This window comes from Ktedonobacter sp. SOSP1-85 (genome assembly GCF_016587415.1).
In the GTDB taxonomy this organism is placed as follows: Bacteria; Chloroflexota; Ktedonobacteria; order Ktedonobacterales; family Ktedonobacteraceae; genus Ktedonobacter.
Genome location: NZ_BNJI01000003.1, coordinates 693860 through 710986 on the forward strand (window position 1 = coordinate 693860; position 17127 = coordinate 710986).

Genomic DNA, 17127 nt, shown 5'->3' on the forward strand with positions numbered 1-17127 from the left:
CCCCACCAAAAATAAGGAGGGTGCAATGCATACGCTCAGCGTATGCATTGCACCCTCCCTGTTAGCAAGCACTCACGGCACAAGAAAGAGTATTCTAGCCAATGGTAACCGTTCCATCGGGGTTGACATGGAGCTGAATCTGCTTGCGTGGCGTCGTGGCAGGGCCACTGACGACGTTGCCACTATTGGCGGGATCGAAGGTCGAACCATCTGGTGGACAAACCAGCTTATTGCTATTCGCGTCATAGGTGAGCGTTCCGCCATCCGTGGTGCAGCCGATCTCGTAGGCGACGAAGTTGCCATCGGGCATGCGGATCAACAGGCTATCTCGCCCATCCTCGGGATTGGTAAACGTCTGCGCGGTCCCAAACCCCTGGTTGGTATTACCAATGACCCGTCCCGTGTGGACAACCGGCGTCCCCTGCGAGGGCGGAGGAGGCGTAGCAACCTGCTTTGGCGAGGCAGCCTGCTTTGGCGTACGCGCCGGCGCGCTTGTGCTCGCCTTCTGGCTGCTCACCTGCTGCCCGCTCCCCTGCGAGGCGAAGGCCAGGCTCATACCGCCTATCATCAGGACCAGGATGCCAACGATAAGCACAGCCAGCATATGTTTACGGCTCTTCGGCACACGCTCAATCTGCGCCTTCAACAGGGCAACCAGCCGAGCCGTTAAAGTCTCGATGCGCTCCTCTTTCGCTACTTTCGCTGAGACTGGAGTCACTCTTGGCGCTATGGGAGAGATTTGCGTCTCGCTCGCCTTCGCACTTACGGGTTCCATCGCGACCGTCGCATAGTTCTCGGACATAGGTCGCTGCGGCTGTGATAGCGGCTGTGTGCTGCGTGCCATAACAGGCTTCATGACCTGTTGCTGCGCCTGCAAGCTCTGCCTGGCCAATGCCTCGGGCCTCAGCGGCACCGTCTCTAGCTTGGAGGTCACGATAGGAGGCAAGAGCTGCCAGTGAATCTTGCGTGGCAGAACGGGCATCGACATAGACGTTGAAGACGTACCACTAACGGGCGTGCGTGGAGGTATCCCACCCAGCGAAATGGGGCCTGTTATGCCCGGCATGCTCTGCCCAGAAATAGACACTGGTGCCAGCCTGCCCGACTGCTGCATCCCCTGGGGAGCATTAAGCAACTGTACAACTCGCGTAAAGGCAGCAGCGAAGTCGCCCGCAGAGCTATAGCGTTCCGCGGGGTTACGCTCCAGAGCACGCTGCAAGACCAGGTCCAGGCCATTGGGCACATCCGCCTTAAATTCCGTTATCAGGGGAGCGGATTGCTGCACATGCATGTTGGCAAGCTCAAATGGATCGCTGGCCTTGAAGGGAGGGCGCCCGCAAAGCATCTCAAAGGTTATGGCACCCAGGGCATAGACATCGGCGCGAGGGTCCAATCCCTGCCCTTTGACCACCTCGGGCGCCATATACTCGGGCGCACCCAGGAAGGAGCCCGAGAGGCTTAACAGGTGAGGATAGGCATGCTCCACAGGAGCCAGGCCCTGCATAGCCAGCATCGACACCAGGCCAAAACCCACCACCTGGAGACTCTTAGCATCCACCCAGATATTCAGCGGTCGTAAAGCTCCATGTGCAAATCCGTGATTATGTGCGTAATCCAGGGCCTCAGCCAGGCGGCGCAAGATTCGTGAAGCCTGCAAAGGCGTCAGTTGCCCACGCTCGCGTACCAACTCTGCCAGCGTATTGCCAGAGACCAGCGGCGAAACCATGTAGGGCAATCCCAGGTGCTCGCCAAAATCTTCAAGCGGCTGAACACAGGGATGGCGCAATTGCAACAGGCTCGAAGCAATCGTGGTAAAGCGAGCGATGAAACGCGCCCGCGCCTGAGGAGACAGAGTAGAGGGTAAAAAGTAGGTCGTGAGCATAACCGGGCGCGCTGATCCCTCCTGACGAGCCTGGTAGACTGCGTTCAGGTTCCCTCGCCCCAACAACTGCTCAACCTGGTATGTCCCCAGCGTTTGACCCACTAACTCATCAACAGATAGCGAAGACGTAGACATACGAAGATAGCTCCCTGAAAAAATTACGCCCCGGACTACAACACTACTGATCCGAAACCCTGAGCGCGGAGCGCTAGTCACGAGAGTGACGTTGGGTTCCGGAATAAGAACATAATGAAGACAATCAAAAAAACACTTTGACACACTATGAATACTTATAGTAAATGAAGTGTATACATTGAACAAGATACTCGTCAACTGCTATGAGCTGGCACTAGGACTTGTGGGGGGAACTAAAAAGCGTTACCATGAGGGGACACTATAAGGGAGGAAGATACACACATTTTATGAGCGAAGTTATTTCTCGTCTCGCTGATGCGACACCTGCCTGGTTAAGTACCATCCTGCGCGAGGCTGGCTATCTTTCTCAGGGCAGCGTTGTCTCTTCCGAGCAGCGGGTCTCTGATGCCTTTAACTCAAGCACTGCCCATCTACGCCTGGTCTATAGCGAAGATGCAACTGCTACACCGCCACAAGATCTCGTGCTCAAACTCCAGAAGAATCACGATGGAGAGAACGAGGTCCAATTCTATCGCCTGGCCGCTCAGCTAGGCGCAAACCTGCCGATGCTCGCCCCCTGCTTCGCCCTGAACTATGATGCGCAGAGTGGGAACTCCTATCTCCTCTTCGAGGATCTCTCGCCCACACATGTAGCGCCCGTGACGCGCCAGCAGCTTCTTGAGGGGCAGGGTGTTCCGCGCGCCGATCAGCTCGATGGCATCGCGGATGCTCTCGCTGGCTTCCACGCCTACTGGTGGGAGCATCCCGATCTGGGTAAATACAAGGCGACGGCCATTCGTCCCTGGTGGCGCGATAAAGAGAGCTACCAGCAGCATATCGAGCGCCGCACCCGCGAGTGGAATTCCTTTAAACAAAGCGCAGCCAGCGAGGTCTCGCCTCAGATCCGTGCGACCTATGAATATGTGCTTGGACGTATGCCAGCTCTCTGGGAGGAATATCTGGAGGAGCGGGTCACCAACCGTCACCAGCTTACCCTTTCGCAGGGCGATTGTTACCTGAGCAACCTGCTCTGCCCACGCGAGGTCGCGGGCGAGGCCGAGGAACCCAAGGGGCAGACCTATATTCTCGACCTGGAGGCCGTTAGCGCCAATTTCCCGACCTATGACCTGGCCTACCTGATGCCCACCTTCTGGTCACCTGAGCAGCGCAAGGTCCATCGCCCCGAGGAACTTTTCCTGATTCGCTACCTCCAACGCCTGCGCAAGTTTGGCGTTGAGAATTACAACTGGGCCATGCTCTGGCGCGATTACCAGATGATGGTTGTCTTTATGCTCTTTGATCCTATCTGGGACCAGACGGCGGGCGCGTCGCGCGCTTACTGGTATCCCAAGCTCCACTGCCTGGTACGCAACTTCTGGGACATGGGCTGCGGCCTCACCCTACGCAAACTTGCAGAGAAGAAATAGTATTGAGAGTCAATCCTATTGCGGGCAGATGCCCGCAATAGGATTGACTCTCAATACCTGGCACATAATGAGAAATTAAATAAATGAGGAAAGGTCGAGGTATTTTTCCAGGATGTCTGCCAGCCTGTCGTAGGCCTGCATACGCTCAAAGGGCCGCATCTCTGGCACCGGGGCTGCGCGCCGCTCTCCCAACGCTCTTAAAATCGCGTGGCGAAAGAAGTCATTCTCAAACAAGCCATGCAGGTAGCAGCCCGCGACCCAACCCTCTTCGCTAAGAAAACCATCCGCCACGCCGTTTACCTCTAGCAGCGGCATAAGGGAGGTCGAATTCGCATCCGCCGTGCGACCGAGATGAATTTGATAGGCTCGCAACGGCTGCTCAGGCACAAAGGCAAACAGGCCCCGGCAAGCAGTTCTCGTCAAGTTGGCCACACTCTGAGAAGTCACCTTCTCTTCCAGAGAGGCGAAAATCGTCTCCACCGGTAGAAGACTCAGGCCAGCCTCAACCGCTCCTGCGCAACCCTCCGCACCTGTTGGATCACATAGGCGCTCACCAAGCATCTGGTAGCCGCCACAAATGCCCAGGATCGCTACACCCTCCCGCACCAGACGACGAATTTGCATACCCAGCCCTGTGCGCCAGAGCCAGGCCAGGTCAGCAAAGGTATTCTTTGTGCCGGGAAGGATGATCAAATCAGGCCGTTCAGGAAGCTCCTCGGGCGAGCTTACCAGGTGCAGGCACACCCCTGGCTCCGCCGCTAAGGCATCAAACTCGTCGTAGTTGCTCATATACGGCAGGCGTGGTATCACAATCTGTAGTTGTCGAGTGGCTTCTCCCTGCTGTTTCTGCGCCAGGAGTGCTGTTCCCTCTTCCAGCGCGACACTGTCTTCCTCGGCGATTCCCAGATCCCTCACAAAAGGCACCGTTCCCAGCACGGGTATCTCCGCTCGCGCCTCCAGCATCCGCTCACCCTCCCGCCATAGCTCCAGGTCGCCACGAAACTTATTCACAATCAGGCCCTTGACGCGCTCACGCTCCTCGGGTTGAAGCAACATTAAGGTTCCAAGCAGCGAGGCGAAGATGCCGCCCCGGTCGATATCCCCCACCAGCAGCACCGAGGCATCTGCCCAGTGTGCGACGCGCATATTGACCAGGTCATAGCGCGCCAGGTTGATCTCGACCGGGCTGCCCGCACCCTCAATTATTACCAGGTCATAGGCACGACGCAGGCTCTGCAGAGATTGCTTTACCACCGCTTCAAAGCCTGTACGCTGGCGATAATACTCACGCGCCTCCATCGTGCTTAGAGGCCGCCCCAGCATAATAACCTGGCTGCGCGAGTCTCCCTCGGGCTTGAGTAGAATAGGATTCATCTCGACTGTTGGCTCAATGCCTGCCGCCTCGGCCTGGACTGCCTGGGCGCGCCCAATCTCGCCTCCCGCTGGGGTGACAAAGGAGTTGAGGGCCATATTCTGAGCCTTAAATGGTGCCACACGCCAGCCCTGGCGGGCGAAGAGGCGACACAGGCCTGTGACCAGCGTACTCTTGCCAACGGTCGAGGCCGTTCCCTGTACCATGATGGTACGTGCTAATTCTCCCATAGCTCCTTCTCCTCACTCTGTAATACCCCTAACGCTCCCGCCAACCTGGACCATTCATGTGCCTGCCGTGTAGCGACCCGTATATACTGTGGTAGGCCAAACGAGGTACAGTCGCGCACCAGGAGACCTCCCTGCAATAAAGCCTCTCGCAGCTGCCTTGCATTCCCCACGCGTACCAGCGCATAGTGCGTGCGCGTTGGCACCACCCTACATCCCAGGCCTTGCAAGGCTCCAAAGAAGGCCTCTCGCTCCCGCGCTAATCCTTGCAGGCTATGTGCCAGGTGCTCCCTGTCCGCGAGGACTGCTGTAGCCACTACCTGCGCGGCTCCATTGACATTCCAGGCTGGCAGGTTAGTTGCCAGCTTTGCTGCCAGTTCGGGAGGCGCCACGGCATAGCCGATCCTCAGCGCCGCCAGGGCGAAATCCTTAGTCAGGGAGCGCAACACAATCACCTGTCCCTCCTCCTGCGCCAGCTCCAGTGCCGTCTCCTCTTCGGCGGGAAAGAGAAAATGGCGATACGACTCATCAATGACCAGCAGCGTTCCTAGCTCCGCACACGCTCGAGCCAGCTCACGCAACTTCATCGGAGGTAGCCACTCCCCGGTTGGATTATTGGGATTACAGAGCCAGAATAATGCCGGGTGCAACCTCCTCAACCACTGTATAACTTCGGGTATATCTACCTGAAAGTCGTCCTCTTCCCGTAGTATACAATCGCTCACACTGGCCCCCACAGCCTGTGACGCCGCCTGATACTCGCCAAATGTCGGCATCAATTGCGCGACCGCAGCTCCTGGATAGAGAAAGGTACGCGCGATACTCCAGATAAGTTCGCTTGCACCATTGCCACATACTAACCACTCTATCCCTACCTGTTGAGCATCAATCTCATAACGCAATAGCGCACGTTTCAATGCGAGACAGGCACGATCTGGATAGCGCTCAAGCGCCAGGCCAGCCAAAGCCTGGCGGGCCACCGGTGAGGGGCCATAGGGGTTGGCATTGACGCTGAAATCGTGTATCTCCTCCGGGCGCAAGTCCAGGCGCTCCAATTCTCCGTAATCCAAAGCGCCATGCACCGGCAGTTCGCGCCCGTCTAATTGCTCCTTTGTAGGTGGTGGATGTTGCTGCATCTAGCCTCTTCCTGCTCGCCTCCATATACGCACGACCAGCGCGAGCAGGAAGGCACAGGTTCCAACCCACCAGGTCATACGCTCCGCCTGGGCGATAACGGCGGGCGTTATGTTCCGCCTCTCCTCCCCAAGGATATAATGCTCGACCTTCTCTAGACGCACGCCCAGCGCTCCCGCTGCCGCCGACATGGGATGCCCGGCGTTTGGACTCTCCGTCTTGCCCGCGTCACGGCGCCACACGCGCCATGCCTCTTTTCGCGATCCTCCATAGAGCGGCGCACAGGCGATGATGAGCAGCGCACTGAGGCGGGCCGGAAGCAGGTTGAGTAGATCATCCAGCCGCGCGGCAGCCTTCCCCAGATACTCGTACTTACCATGATAGCCTATCAGCGAGTCAAAGGTGTTGGCCAGTCGGTAGAGCGCCGCACCCGGCAAGCCAAAGAGGGCATAGTACCAAAGGGGCGCGACGACCGAATCGCTCACATTCTCTGCCAGCGATTCAACTGCCGCCGCCGCGACCAGCTCAGGGCTTAAGTGTGAGCGATCCCGGCTTACCAGACTTCTTAACGCCTCACGAGCCTCCTCCAAATCCCTCTGCTCGAGTAACCTGCGTACCTGCGTACCCGCCTCTACCAGCATCCGCAAGGCAAAAAAAGGCTTCAGGGCCATTCCCATGAATACTGCCGAAGCGAGCAAGCCTACTCGCGCTCCTCCATAGTCTTTGGCCTTCTTCTCTATGCTTCCTATTAGACCTTGAAACAACTTCACCGGCACAAGAACCAGTGGAAAAGCTACCAGCAGCATGATGACGCCATACCTTAGCTGTGCCCCTTGGCCGCGAGGGGCACGGCTCTCAAGCGCTCGAATGAGCCTGCCATACCAGACGACGGGATGCACGCTGGCGGCGGGCTCGCCTATGAGGTCAAAAGCAGCCGCCAGCAAGAGCACCAGCGCTTCATACATACTTCGTTGCCCTTTTGTCTCTGGCATGGGCTAAAACTCGATGCCTTTCTGGGCCTTGACTCCGGCGTCGTAATGATGCTTTATATCCGTGATCTCCGAGACCGTATCGGCATACTCGATCAGTTCAGGGATGGCGTAGCGCCCTGTGATAACAATGTGCATCCCCTCTGGGCGCTGCTCCAGCACCTGGTGCACCTCTTCCCAGGCCAGCCAGCCGTATTTAAGGACATAGGTCATCTCGTCCAGCACTATCAGGTCATAGTCGCCCGAGAGGATCTTCAGTTTGCAGATCTCCCAGCCCTGGCGCGCCAGCTCTTTATCCTTCTCGATGTCCTTGGAGAGCCAGGTAAAACCATCGCCCAAAGGGTGAATCTCGATGCCCGCCGTGCGCGCCGCTTTCTCCTCGCCCCAGTTGGCTGTGCGCGCCTTGATAAATTGCAGCATGCAGACACGTAGGCCCTGGCCCCAGGCGCGGAAGAGCAGGCCCAGCGCCGCTGTGGTCTTCCCTTTGCCCTTCCCGGTGTTGAGAATGACCAATCCCTTCTTCTTCGCGCTCTTTGCGCGTTCGCGCCGGGCCGCATGGCTGGCGCGCTGGCGCTTCAGCCGCTCCTCTTCGCTTAGTTCTACGTCCTCCTCTGGATCGTACCCCTCCTCTATTTCCTCGTTGTGTTCCAGTTCTTCTTCTGTCATGACCACCACTCCTCGCGCCTGCGGCGCGTATTAGAGTGATGGGGAAGTGACTGGAGAGGCCGTTGGTCCTTCCAGTCACTCCCCCATCACTGACTCTTTATTTAGACTGTACCGGTACAGTAATCGGGGAGCGCGCCGGGGAATTTGTCGGGGTGAACGATCTGGGCAACGCATTGTAAACCCTGCACGAGGCGCGGGCCAGGGCGCTGCATGATGTCAGCGTTGACACGGTAGACTTTGCGGTCCTTAACCGCCTGGATGGTGCTCCAGTTGGCGCGCTTATAAACGCTATCAGGGGTGCCACCATAGGCGGGGTCTTCCGTAAGAATCACGATCTGGGGGTTGGCGCTCAAAACCGCCTCGTCGGTGACCTGGGGGTACCCTTCGTTGGCGGTATTGCTATGAAAGATGTTGGTGGCGCTGGCATCTTGCAATAGTTCGTCACCAAACGAGCCGCCACCAAAGACATAAGGCTTACCAGACGTGCTATCATCAACCTCGAGCAAGACCCTTGGTGCGGGAGCGCCCGCAACCTTCTGCTCGATATCATCGCGCTCCTTCTTCAATTGCGCGACCAGGTCATTAGCCTTGGCTTCACTATAGGTCAGGCGCCCCACCAGTTGAATCTGGTCAAAGGTCTGGCTGAAATTCGTCAGGGAGAGGTCAACGATGTTGACGCCAGAGTCCTTAAGTTTGCTATCATATTGCTTGGTCAGCCCACCAGAGGAGAGTACCAGGTCAGGCTTGAGCGCGATAATCTGCTCGACGTTGTAGCCCTGGGTGCTGGAGACCTTGGGAAGCTTAGCCAGGTCGGTGGGATAGTTTGTAAAGGCATCCACCCCAATAACCCTGCTTTGCAGGCCCAGTGCGCCCAGGATCTCGCTGGTGCTGGCTGTGAGCGATATAATGCGCTGGGGGGCCGCTTTAGGCATATTAATGGGTTTGCCGTAGTAATCGTTCGCCGGGGCCTGCGTCGCCGCGGGTGTGGCGGATGAACTCGTCTGCGTAGAGCCACCACAGGCCGCCAGCAGCGCGCAGAGCGCCACTAACATCAGGGGCAACAGACGATGAGAGATGACACGGGTAGACATGAGTCGTACTCCTCCAAATATATCAAGATAGACAACGACACTGCCCGTCGTCACCTCGCGCCCTTTGGAGGTATTGCAGAAGACATGGGGAAAAGGTTTCCAGCGTGCGGCAGGAGTCGCCTCGCAACCTTTCAAAGCCTCAACGCTGTTCCATGTACTCGCTCCTTTGACGCGAAGGATGAGATCGGCACTATTGGGCAGGTCTCCTGGCTTCTGGCTGCAAACGCTTCTCACCGACCTTCCCGCGCGCAACAGAGCGCAGTGGTATGTTTATGCACCCCTTCTCGGGGCTGGTGAGTCGCTCGCCAGTTACAGTAGCGCGACTGCGCCGGACTCGCACCGGCTTCCCTATTCTGCCCGCTATAGCTCTGCGGGCCACCCAATGTGTTTGATGTGTATCAACAACAGGCTCTATTCTACCACCACGGGGGCGTGGCGCGCAAATACTTCAGTTCCACAGGCAGACCAGCCACGAGCAAGTACACGCGCTCCGCAGCCTCCACCAGGCGTTGATTGACCCTCCCCAGCCCATCACGATATATGCGTCCCAGAGGAGTATCCGGCACCAACCCCAGACCCACCTCATTCGAGACCACCAGCAATGTTTTGCCCGAAGGAAGCTCTCGCACCGCCTCCAATAGCCGCTCTACCTCGCCCAACAACTCCTGGTCAAAGAGCGCGCCCGGTTGTGCAATCTCACCCTCGCAGACCACCCCGCTCTCACGAAAGAGCCAGTTGGAGAGCCAGAGTGTCATACAATCCAGCACAAGCACATCGGCCACCTGCGCCCCCTTGCGGATCGCCTTCGCCAGGTTCAGCGGCTCCTCAATCGTCACCCACTGCTCCGGACGGTCGGCGCGATGCCGGGCGATGCGCTCGCGCATCTCCTCATCGCTCGCCATGGCCGTGGCGATAAACGCCACTTCTCGCCCGCTCGCCTCGGCCATACGCTCGGCGAAGGTGCTCTTCCCACTACGCGCCCCACCCAGCACCAGCACCAACCGCGGCCGCTTCTCATCGCTACTCATCAAATTTCATCCCTCCTAAATCCCTATGCTTCCTTTCATGATATACTGAAGCATATCACCATTTCCATATTCCAACATCTCAAAAAGAATAGATCTACTATCAAAGCAATCATCCCGATTGCGTAGGTGCACCACACCTCAAGCACTAGAGAGGATTTCCCAGGCATGAAAGGGCATAACCATATCGCCTTTAGTCTTGCCGCGGCCACTGTCGTCAACACGCTCATCTTCGATGTTACGCACCTCTCAATGGCTGGCAGCCCGGTCAACCTGGCGCTGACGGAGCAGCTTCTCCCCCTGGCCTCACAATCGCTCACCTTCACCGATCTCCTCTATAAAAGTGCCTTCTATGGCGGGATCGTGCTTGGCTCGGTCGCGCCCGATATCGATCATCCCAAGAGCATCATCAGCCATCTTTTCCCCTGGGTCAGCCGCATTGTAACCAGCTTCTGCAAACATCGCACACTCACCCACAGCCTGCCTGGCATCGTTGCCGCCACCATCTTCTGGGGCATCCTGCTCGCGCTAGGACTTGGTCTCTTCAATGCCGCTATTTTCTCCCTCTCTGCCGAGATGATGCATGCCGCCTTCCTCTTCTACCTCGCAACCGCCCTTGGTTGCCTCCTACACAGCTTTGAAGATACCATGACCTTCGCTGGCATCCCCTGGCTCTATCCCCTCTCCAGGCGTAGTCAGCACTTCTCCTTCATCCACTTTCGTTCCGGTAGCCTGACTGAGTACGCCGTCGTACTCTTCTTTGTTGTGCTCGTAGGCCTCGGCCTGCTCTACCACTTCTTCTTTGTCTAGTTCAAACACGGGCTGAGAATCTCTCAACCACCTGGACATTGACCCAGGTCAATATGATACTATTATCAACATTGACGTTCTCGTCCATAACCTGCTCTATGATGAGCTAAGAAGAGATGGTTTATCTTGAAAAAACTGAGTCTACCTTTGGCAACGAACTGGTTGGTAAAAGAACGGAATATGTCCCTCTCTGTTGAGAGCGATGGTATAAGCGAAGAGGGCTGGCTGTCCGCGCCAGTTCCCGGGACGGTTCACCAGGCTCTGCTCGACGCTGGTCGCATTCCCGATCCCTTCCAGGGCACCCTTGAAAATGATATTCAGTGGATCGGCGAGCGTGACTGGCTCTATCGCTGCTCCTTTACGCTTACAGATGATATCCAGGCCGCCGAACATATTGAGTTACACTTTGAAGGCCTGGATACCTATGCAACAGTTTGGCTCAATGGCGCGGAGATCGCGCGCAACACCAATATGTTTGTGCCTCTACACGTCGAGGTCACTAACCTGCTCCGCCCCGGTCAGAATGAGCTCTTGATCAATTTTGAGTCCGCGCTCAGACTGGGTCAAGCCCTAGAAGCCCAACATGGCAAGCACACATCTTGGAATGGCGATAGTAGCCGCTTATATGTCAGAAAAGCACAATATCACTATGGCTGGGACTGGGGTCCAATCTTACTTACCGCAGGTCCCTGGCGCGCCATCTCGCTGCTCGCCTATAAGAGCCGCATAGTCGATGTGTTGTCTCAGACTGAGGTCAGCCCCGATCTGGAAAACGCTCTACTCTCTGTCACCACAGATATTGAGCTTGGTGGCACGGATCCTGCTAATGTCTCGTGCAGTGTCAGTGTCTATGATTCACAGAATACGCTCGTTGGCGAGCAGGAACTTCCTGGCACGGCCCTGGAGCTTCTACCTGACCATGGGCAGTATCGTCTACAAGCCAGGCTACAGCTTGTCCAGCCACAACTCTGGTGGCCGCGTGGATATGGCGCGCAGCCTCTCTACCGCCTGGTGGTAACACTTCACGATGAGCAAGGCAGCACCCTGGACCAGCGCGAGATACGCACGGGACTACGCCGCCTGGAGCTGAGCCAGCATCCCTTCTCCGATCAACCAGGGAACTCGTTTTACTTTACCATCAACAATACGCCTATCTTCTGTGGGGGCGCAAACTGGATACCCGCTGATTCACTGACGCCGCGCATCTCGCCCGAGCGCTATCGCGCCTGGGTGCAACTGGCGACGGATGCCAATATGGCCATGCTGCGTGTCTGGGGAGGCGGTATCTATGAAGAGGATGTCTTCTATGACGCCTGCGATGAACTTGGTATCCTGGTCTGGCAGGATTTCATGTTTGCCTGTGGCATGTATCCCGCGCTAGACTGGTTTCAGGCAAGTGTTAAGGAGGAGGCCGAGGCCGCTGTTCGTCGCTTGCATCATCACCCCAGTATCGCGCTCTGGTGCGGCAATAACGAAGATTATATGGTCGCTTCATCTACGGGACACTATGATGCCACGTTTGAAGGCGATTTTACCACCATACAATTCTCCGCCCGTGAACTCTACGAACGCGTACTCCCCGAAGTATGCGCCCGCCTCGATCCCTCACGCCCCTACTGGCGCGGCAGTCCCTATGGTGGCACCAATGGCAATAATCCCGAAGTAGGTGATCAACACGTCTGGGATGTCTGGCATGGTTTTATGAGGAAGTACCAGGACTACTCCAGCCTTGGAGGCCGTTTCATCAGCGAATTCGGTATGCAAGCCACACCAGTTCGCTCAACGATTGAAGCCTTTACCTCAGCAGAGGAGCGCTATCCACTCAGTCGCACCCTGGAGCACCATAATAAGGCTTCTGACGGATCACGCCGCCTGGCCGTTTACCTCTCCGATACGATGCGTAATCCGGCCGATCTCGATAGCTACATCTACGCCACCCAACTTGTCCAATCGGAAGCACTCTGCTCAGGCATCCGAGGTTGGCGTCGCCAATGGCAAGGACCAGGCAAAGAGTATATCGGAGGCGCCCTGGTCTGGCAGATCAACGACTGCTGGCCCGTCACCAGCTGGGCCATGGTCGATTACTACCTGCGCCCGAAGCCTGCCTACTACAGTGTGCGCCGCGAGCTGGCTCCTATCGTCGTCGGCCTCGCCACGCAGGATAAGCAACACGCCGCCGTCTGGGCCGTCAACGCCACCCAGCAGCCCCTCGATGTCCACCTGGCCCTCCAGTGGTGGACCCTCGAAGGCGAGCTAGTCGACGAGCAGCAACGTGCCTACACACTTGAGCCCAATCAGGCAACCGAGCTGCAAACGGCCCCCATTGCGACCGCTACAGGCCACGTCCTGGGCGCGCGTCTGCTTCAGGGAGACCAGGTTCTGGCACGAGCGACCCTCTGGCCTGAACCCTTCAAATATCTCACCCTGTCCGAGCCTGACATCCGCGTAGAACGCCTGGGTCCGGACACACTCTCGCTGCAAACGCAGCGCCCCGCCAAGGGCGTCTGGCTCACAGCCGAGGACGGGGTCAAGTGGAGCGACAACATGCTCGATCTCCTGCCAGGCGAGCGCTATATCATTAAGGCCGAGGGCCTGAAACACGACAGCGTCATTCACATCGATTGGCTGCGCGCATAACAAGAGTTATAACAAAAAGGCAGTGTTGAGGGGTCTCAACACTGCCTTTTTGTTGTCAATTTTCCTCGATTCATCTCAACCTCTTGACTTTTTCCTGTCTAGCTTATATAGTTAGTTACATGAGTAACTAACCAGTTAAGTAGGTAAGTTATGGCACAGATAATTGATGACAATCGACCAATCTTTTTGCAAATTGCCGAGCGGATCGAAAACGATATCCTCGGCGGCGAGCTACCCGAAGAGTCGCAGGTGCCTTCTACGAACCAGTTTGCGTCCTTCTACCAGATCAACCCGGCCACGGCCGCGAAGGGCGTCAATCTCCTAGTAGACCAGGGCATCTTGTATAAGAAACGCGGTGTTGGTATGTTTGTGTCGAGCGGCGCTCGCGAGCAATTAATGCGTAAACGTAGGGAGCAATTTTATGAGCAATATATTGTGACTATGATGCGTGAAGCCCACAAACTGGGTGTCACTACACAACAGCTGATTGATATGATACAGAGAGGGGAACGTAGCCAATGAGCAAGGTTGTCGAAGCCCAGCGGCTAACCAAGACCTATGGTAAAGTCACGGCAGTCGACCAGGTTAGTTTCGCCATTGAAGAGAACAAGATCTATGGGCTACTTGGTCGCAATGGGGCCGGAAAAACGACGATTATGCAGATGATCACGGCCCAGATCTTTGCAACAAGTGGAGAATTACTGATCTTTGGAGAACAACCCTATGAGAATAATCGCGTGCTCAGCAAGATATGTTTCGTTAAGGAGAGCCAGAAGTATCCCGAGGGCTTCCGTGTCTGCGATATGCTGGACCTCTCCGTCTCGTTCTTTCCCAACTGGGATCGCGAGTATGCCAGCGCCCTGGTAGAAGATTTCCGCCTGCCTATGAAGCGTCGCATCAAGGCACTCTCCAGGGGCATGCATTCCGCCCTGGGTATTATTATCGGCCTCGCCAGCCGCGCGCCACTTACCATCTTCGATGAACCATACCTGGGACTTGATGCCGTAGCACGCAGCCTGTTTTATGATCGACTGATCGAGGACTACGCCGAGCATCCACGCACCATTGTCCTCTCCACCCATCTGATCGACGAGGTGAGCCGAATTTTGGAGCATATCCTTGTCATCGATCAGGGCCGGTTAATTATCGACGAGGAAGCCGACGCGCTCCGCGAACGAGCCTTCACCATCGTTGGAACAGCCTCAAAGGTCGATGCCTTTACAGCGGGCAGGGAGATACTTGAGCGCAAAGCCTTTGGCTCGCTTGCCGAGACCGCTCTCCTCGGGCACCTGGATACAGATACGCGGCGGCAGGCCGAGACACTTGGACTGGAACTTGCGCCCATCTCTCTGCAACAATTGATCGTCCACCTCACGAGCGAGCGACCCGAAAGAAAGGCTGTGGAAGTCCTATGAATCGCATGCAAGCTATACTCCATATACACTCCAAAGACTGGTTCTGGTGGCTTCTCGCGCCCTGGTGCTGGGCTTTGTTACCGTCTTTCGCCGTCAACCTGATCATAAGTTTGTTCGCGCATACAGATGCGGGCATTTATACAGGCGGCCTAGCCTCCATTTACATCTATATGCTCATCATTGGCGCGCTCGTTGTGTATCGCACCTTTTCCTTCGCCCTTGGTTTTACCATGCGCCGCACAGATTATATTCTGGGGACAACGCTAGTCGCAATAACAGTTTGCGCAATCGAAGCCATTGTGCTGCTTCTACTCTCCTTCATTGAAGCAGATCTCACAGGGGGCTGGGGCGTGAGGCTGCACTTCTTCCACCTGCCCTATGTTAGCGATGGCTCGTTCCTGGCTCAATTCTGGGTGTACTTTATTGCCCTGGCGACCCTTTATGCTCTAGGTTTTATTATCGGTAGCCTCTATCAGCGCGCTGGTCGTACTGGCCTGCTGACTACGAGTGGTGCGGTGCTACTACTTGGCACAATTGGCTCATTTGCCTGTACACAGTACAATTGGTGGGGTAACATCTTCGGCTGGTTAACCCATCGGAGCACCGCTGATCTAGCTTCATGGTTCCTTTTGCCGCTCGTTGCCTGCCTCTCAATCTCCTATGTATTGCTGCGTAAAGCAACTATAGCTTAGATAGCAGAAAGGAAAAGCAGTATGTCAACTCTCAGCCCCACCAATCATTCCTCCTATAGAGCATATGAAATGCAATCAGCAAGCGAACATCAGGAGTACGAGATGTCTTCTATCCAGAAGCAAGACAATATAGCCAATGAGAAGGTTCGCCCTCCCAGGCGCGACATGCGGAACATCTACCGTTTTATACTGGCAATCACCTCCATGCTCATGCTCACTCCATTTGCCCTCTTGTTTGTAGTTTTTATGGGAGGACCACAGGGCTGGATCGGCTTTGGCATTGCTGCCGGTGCCATCTTTCTCATCGCCGTCGTCGCCATTGATAAAATTGAGTAGTGAATTCATACATCAGGTAAAGCATACAACAGGCTGACACTTGGACACAATTGGCCTAAAGTGTCACTACTTGAAAGGACTCTCCATGTCAACCCAGATTGGTCAGGAAACACCCTATAGGCCTGAAGCGCCGCTCGCATCAGAAGCCACAGTACGGCCACGCCTCTTCTTTGTCGACCATACTCGCGTCTTACTAACCATGCTGGTCATCATCCATCATCTTGCGCTCACCTATATCGCCGGTCCCTGGTACTACAGGGAAACAACACATGACCTGCTCACAAACTTGCTCCTGGGGCTGCTAGTTCTCTTTAACCAGTCTTTCTTCATGGGCTGTTTCTTCCTGATCTCAGGCTACTTTACCCCCAGCTCATATAATCGCAAGGGACCGAAAGCCTTTCTCAGGGATAGGTTTCTACGCCTGGGGCTGCCGCTCTTGATCTTTACATTCATCCTTAATCCCTTGATCATCTACCTTGGCGCTGGCACCCCCATACCCTATGGATCATTCCTGCTTAAGTATGGCGCCATTGCCATTGGCACTGGACCGCTCTGGTTCGTCGAAGCGCTGTTAGCCTTTGACTGCCTGTACGTGCTCTGGCGCTGGTTGACTCGCAAACGCGCAGCTTCCACATTCACCTTGGCGACCAGCAAGCCACTCACCTATCGCGCTACCCTGATATTCACACTCTCCCTGGCGCTTATCACCTTCCTGATGCGCATCTGGCTCCCTTTCGGCTGGACCATTCCCTTGCTAAATCTCATCCCCTCTAACTTCCCTCAGTATATCGGACTGTTCCTTGTCGGTCTCCTGGCAGCTCGTCACGGCTGGTTTCAGCGTATACCAGCCTCAATGGGAAAGGTTGGCCTGGGCGTCGCGCTAGGCTCTACGCTTATCTTCTTTATCCCAGCGCTACTGAGTAGCTGGGGAGCCTTCGTTGGCGGTCTGCACTGGCAGGCATTTGTCTACGCGCTCTGGGAAGCACTCATGGGGGTTGGCATGAGCATGGGCTTGCTCATCTTCTTTCGTCAGCGTATGAACCGGCAGGGCAGCCTGGGAAAGTTTCTTAGTAGGCAAACCTACGCTGTCTATATCATTCACGCCCTTATCCTGGTTTGTGTGGCGGAATATGCGTTAGGTAGTCTGCACCTCTATCCACTACTCAAATTTGCTCTAGCTATATTCATTTCGATCCCACTCTGTTTTGTGTGCACCTACTTGCTCCGCAAGCTCCCGCTAGTGCGCAAGATCCTCTAAGCGTAACATACTACACATCATTCCAATTTTT

General features: G+C 55.9%; 15 protein-coding genes and 1 riboswitch. Of the genes, 8 read left to right on the plus strand and 7 right to left on the minus strand.

Annotated elements, in window-relative coordinates:
- Positions 1-94: 94 nt before the first annotated feature.
- Complete coding sequence (locus KTE_RS41150; protein ID WP_201392276.1) at positions 95-2017, minus strand: protein kinase; 1923 nt, start codon at positions 2015-2017, stop codon at positions 95-97.
- Between the two features lie 287 nt (positions 2018-2304).
- Here KTE_RS41150 and KTE_RS41155 point away from each other — a divergent pair, with 287 nt between their 5' ends.
- Positions 2305-3444, plus strand: a complete 1140-nt coding sequence (locus KTE_RS41155; protein ID WP_201392278.1) for a phosphotransferase — start codon at positions 2305-2307, stop codon at positions 3442-3444.
- A 75-nt stretch (positions 3445-3519) separates the two neighbouring features.
- Here KTE_RS41155 and KTE_RS41160 read toward each other — a convergent pair whose 3' ends face one another.
- The 6 genes from KTE_RS41160 to cobU form a co-directional block, all read right to left on the minus strand.
- Positions 3520-5046: a cobyric acid synthase gene (locus tag KTE_RS41160; protein ID WP_201392280.1), complete on the minus strand. Its 1527-nt coding sequence runs from the start codon at positions 5044-5046 to the stop codon at positions 3520-3522.
- Complete coding sequence (locus KTE_RS41165) at positions 5034-6179, minus strand: histidinol-phosphate transaminase (RefSeq protein ID WP_201392282.1); 1146 nt, start codon at positions 6177-6179, stop codon at positions 5034-5036. The genes KTE_RS41160 and KTE_RS41165 overlap by 13 nt, the downstream gene beginning before the upstream one ends.
- The gene (cbiB, locus tag KTE_RS41170; RefSeq protein WP_201392284.1) at positions 6180-7169 is read right to left on the minus strand and encodes an adenosylcobinamide-phosphate synthase CbiB; all 990 of its coding nucleotides are present in this window, start codon (positions 7167-7169) and stop codon (positions 6180-6182) included.
- 3 nt (positions 7170-7172) lie between these two features.
- On the minus strand, positions 7173-7832 hold the full coding sequence (cobO, locus tag KTE_RS41175) for a cob(I)yrinic acid a,c-diamide adenosyltransferase (protein WP_201392286.1): 660 nt from the start codon (positions 7830-7832) through the stop codon (positions 7173-7175).
- A gap of 101 nt (positions 7833-7933) precedes the next feature.
- Positions 7934-8923, minus strand: coding sequence for an ABC transporter substrate-binding protein (locus KTE_RS41180; protein ID WP_201392288.1), 990 nt, complete (start codon positions 8921-8923; stop codon positions 7934-7936).
- A 178-nt stretch (positions 8924-9101) separates the two neighbouring features.
- Positions 9102-9321, minus strand: a riboswitch (cobalamin riboswitch).
- A gap of 18 nt (positions 9322-9339) precedes the next feature.
- A complete protein-coding gene (cobU, locus tag KTE_RS41185) occupies positions 9340-9951 on the minus strand; it encodes a bifunctional adenosylcobinamide kinase/adenosylcobinamide-phosphate guanylyltransferase (protein WP_201392290.1) in 612 nt (203 codons plus the stop codon).
- A 165-nt stretch (positions 9952-10116) separates the two neighbouring features.
- Here cobU and KTE_RS41190 point away from each other — a divergent pair, with 165 nt between their 5' ends.
- The 7 genes from KTE_RS41190 to KTE_RS41220 all read left to right on the plus strand — a co-directional run bounded on the left by KTE_RS41190 (position 10117) and on the right by KTE_RS41220 (position 17096).
- A complete protein-coding gene (locus KTE_RS41190; protein ID WP_201392292.1) occupies positions 10117-10758 on the plus strand; it encodes a metal-dependent hydrolase in 642 nt (213 codons plus the stop codon).
- 180 nt (positions 10759-10938) lie between these two features.
- Entirely contained in the window at positions 10939-13395 is a 2457-nt protein-coding gene (locus KTE_RS41195; RefSeq protein ID WP_201392293.1) for a glycoside hydrolase family 2 protein, read from the plus strand.
- Positions 13396-13545: 150 nt separating this feature from the next.
- Positions 13546-13917, plus strand: a complete 372-nt coding sequence (locus KTE_RS41200; protein ID WP_201392295.1) for a GntR family transcriptional regulator — start codon at positions 13546-13548, stop codon at positions 13915-13917.
- Positions 13914-14810, plus strand: coding sequence for an ABC transporter ATP-binding protein (locus KTE_RS41205; RefSeq protein WP_201392297.1), 897 nt, complete (start codon positions 13914-13916; stop codon positions 14808-14810). Before KTE_RS41200 ends, KTE_RS41205 begins: the two co-directional genes overlap by 4 nt.
- Positions 14807-15502 carry a hypothetical protein gene (locus KTE_RS41210; protein WP_201392299.1) on the plus strand — a complete coding sequence of 232 codons (696 nt, stop codon included), beginning with the start codon at positions 14807-14809 and terminating at the stop codon, positions 15500-15502. The genes KTE_RS41205 and KTE_RS41210 overlap by 4 nt, the downstream gene beginning before the upstream one ends.
- A gap of 21 nt (positions 15503-15523) precedes the next feature.
- The gene (locus KTE_RS41215) at positions 15524-15838 is read left to right on the plus strand and encodes a hypothetical protein (protein WP_201392301.1); all 315 of its coding nucleotides are present in this window, start codon (positions 15524-15526) and stop codon (positions 15836-15838) included.
- Between the two features lie 85 nt (positions 15839-15923).
- Positions 15924-17096, plus strand: a complete 1173-nt coding sequence (locus KTE_RS41220) for an acyltransferase family protein (protein ID WP_201392303.1) — start codon at positions 15924-15926, stop codon at positions 17094-17096.
- The last annotated feature ends 31 nt before the right edge of the window (positions 17097-17127 follow it).